This is a genomic window from Mycobacterium sp. ABE4_509, from assembly GCF_056160785.1.
Genome location: NZ_JBSWXU010000271.1, coordinates 1 through 2451, shown reverse-complemented (window position 1 = coordinate 2451; position 2451 = coordinate 1). Strand labels below are relative to the sequence as shown.

The 2451-nt window shown below is 71.4% G+C and carries 4 protein-coding genes and 1 pseudogene; 2 read left to right on the top strand and 3 right to left on the bottom strand.

Annotated features, from left to right (window positions below; translation table 11 throughout):
- Both ACXAID_RS27780 and ACXAID_RS27775 read left to right on the top strand, forming a co-directional pair.
- Positions 1–626 (top strand): hypothetical protein (locus tag ACXAID_RS27780; RefSeq protein WP_475025384.1); only part of this gene is annotated, 626 nt, incomplete at its 5' end.
- A gap of 23 nt (positions 627–649) precedes the next feature.
- Positions 650–976, top strand: a complete 327-nt coding sequence (locus tag ACXAID_RS27775; RefSeq protein WP_475025383.1) for a hypothetical protein — start codon at positions 650–652, stop codon at positions 974–976.
- A gap of 15 nt (positions 977–991) precedes the next feature.
- Here ACXAID_RS27775 and ACXAID_RS27770 read toward each other — a convergent pair whose 3' ends face one another.
- From ACXAID_RS27770 to ACXAID_RS27760, 3 genes and pseudogenes are all read right to left on the bottom strand, one after another.
- On the bottom strand, positions 992–1768 hold the full coding sequence (locus ACXAID_RS27770; RefSeq protein WP_475025382.1) for an SDR family NAD(P)-dependent oxidoreductase: 777 nt from the start codon (positions 1766–1768) through the stop codon (positions 992–994).
- Positions 1765–2253 carry a nuclear transport factor 2 family protein gene (locus ACXAID_RS27765; protein ID WP_475025381.1) on the bottom strand — a complete coding sequence of 163 codons (489 nt, stop codon included), beginning with the start codon at positions 2251–2253 and terminating at the stop codon, positions 1765–1767. The genes ACXAID_RS27770 and ACXAID_RS27765 overlap by 4 nt, the downstream gene beginning before the upstream one ends.
- Positions 2250–2451, bottom strand: a pseudogene (locus tag ACXAID_RS27760) (LLM class F420-dependent oxidoreductase); the annotation flags it as partial. The gene ACXAID_RS27765 and the pseudogene ACXAID_RS27760, both read right to left, overlap by 4 nt.

The following is a 2451-nucleotide window of genomic DNA, read 5'->3' as shown; positions in this document are numbered from 1 at the left end:
GTCCCCCGGTTGCCCCCCGACCCAAACCGCACTGGGGCCGCGCCGCGGCCCGGCAGGCCGCCGCCGTCTCCGCCAAGCTGACCCCGCTGGCACGCAAGGCCGGGGATCGGGTGGCCGCAGCCTCACCCACCACGGTGTTACTCGGGCTGCTCGCGCTGCTGGTGGTCCTGGGCATCGCTGCCGCGCTGACCTTCGACGGCTCACTGGGGGTGGCCGCGACGGTGCTGTTCGTCCCGGCGCTCTCGGCCGCCTTCGGCGCGGTGTCGCTGCGCTGCCTCGACGATCGGCGAAAAGCCCAGGCGCAGCGTGAGGACGCCCGCGAGGAGACCCGCGCGCTGCATCAGGCCGAGCACACCCTGGACTACATCGACACCAAGCTCACCGCGGCGCTGACCCAGTTCGGCACGGAGCGACACAACGAAGCGGTGATCGGCATGTTCCAGGCGAAGGCGGCCACCGAGCTGTACCTGGGCACCGATCGTCAGCCCGCACAGAACCGGGCACCGGAACCCGAATCCGAGGACATCGACCTGGTCAGCCAGTACGGGTTGGCCGAACTGCTGACCCCGCGCAGCCTCGGCGGTCAGGACCGCACGTCCGGGGCATCCGACCGCAACTGCGCCTGAGCAGCGGCGGCAGCGGCCCTTCGGTGCCCGCCGAGTTCACCGGATGCTTCCCCGAGGGCCGGGGTTTCGTGCTGGTGGATGCCGCCAGGCTCGACGAGATGGTGCCGGACGCGCCCGGGCGGGATCTGATGGCACTGTTCGGCGAATCCGAACTCGGTGACCGGGTGGCCGCCGAGGGCGTCGCGGTCCCCATCCTGAACTGTTCGCCCGGCTACTACACGGTCCGGGTGGGCCCGTCCGCGGTGCAGCCCACCGGGCCCGCACCGGCGCTGCGCTCCGACGGCTGGGTGCTGGGCACCCGCCCCGCCTTCACCGCCGATCTGGCGCAGGACTTCGCGCTGCAGCGCTGAGTGACCGCTCGAGCGTCACGGCCCGAGGTCGGGCGCCCAGGCGACCCCGTTGATGTGGCTGCCACCGTCGACGAAGACGGTGTTACCAGTCATGTAGCGGGACCCCTCGCCGGCCAGAAACACCGCCACCGGTGCGATGTCGGCGTACGGATCGCCCATCCGGCCCATCGGATTGGCCGCGTCGGCCAGCTCCTCCATCCCGGGATAGTCGGCCATCGCCCGCAGGAACGCCTGACTCTTGGCGGCCGGGCAGATCGCGTTGACGGTCACGCCGGTCGGCGCCCACTCCCGCGCAGCGGTACGGGTCAGGGCGCGCAGCGCCTCCTTGGCGGCGTTGTATTCCAGCGATCCCATGTGCGCGTTGACACCGTTGAGGCTGCACATGTTGACCACCCGGCCCCAGCCGCGTCGCTTCATGTGGTCGAAGGCTGCGCGCATCGCCCAGAACGGGCCGTAGTAGCCCACGGCCATGCCGTGCGCCAACTGCTCGCCGGTCTTGGCCTCCACCCGGCTGATCGTCCCGCCACCCCAGGCGTTGTTCACCAGGATGTCGAGTGCACCGAATTCGGCAACCGCCACCGCGACCGCGTTCTCCACCTGATCCTGCTCGGCCACGTCGGTCTCGAGGAACACTCCCCCGATGTCGTCGGCCACCGCCGCCCCGGCGGCGGCGTCGAACTCCGCGACCACCACCCGGGCGCCCTCGTCGGCGAAGCGCCGGGCGATACCCGCACCGATTCCGGCCCCCGCGCCGGTGACCAGTGCGACCCTGCCCTGCAGCGACCCGCTCACCGCGGCGGCCCCGCCAGCCCGGCTTCGACCAGATCGCCGGCCTTGCCGCTGCCGTCGAGCTGCCGGGCGATCCGATCGCTGATCTCCCAGCCGGCCTCGCCCCGGCGCAACCGCAGCAGATGCACACCGGCACGGGCGATCTCATATCCCCGGGTCCGACTGCACACCACCAGGATCGACTCGCACACTGCCACCGCCGAATCCCCGGTGACGGTGATGACGGGCGGACCGAAGAAGTGGCAACATCCCCGCCTGATCAGTCCCTGGTGCGCCTCCGACTCGACCATGGCGGCGACCTCGTGACGCCCGGACATCACCCAGTCGCCGACGTCGTAGCCGCCGTCGGTGGCCCACAGGGCGGCCACCCGGGCGGCGTCGCCGACGTCGACCAGGGGCCCGTAGGAGGCGATCAGTCGGGCGATGGCACGCTCGTCCTCCAGCGCCTGTATCCGGCGTTCCAGCGCGTCGACACGCTCGTCGCTCACTGATCCTCCTCGGTGATCGTGTCGGCCAATTCCTTCAAGGCGCAGAGCTGTTCGCAGAAATGCGTGACCGACTCGGCGGTGACCGTGCAGGTGATGGCCGTCGCTCCGGCGGCGTGCAGTTGCGACAGCCGGGCGCTGGTGCCGGCGGGGTCGGCCAGCGGGTCGACGGTGCGGCCGGTCGGCAGCACGACGTCGAAC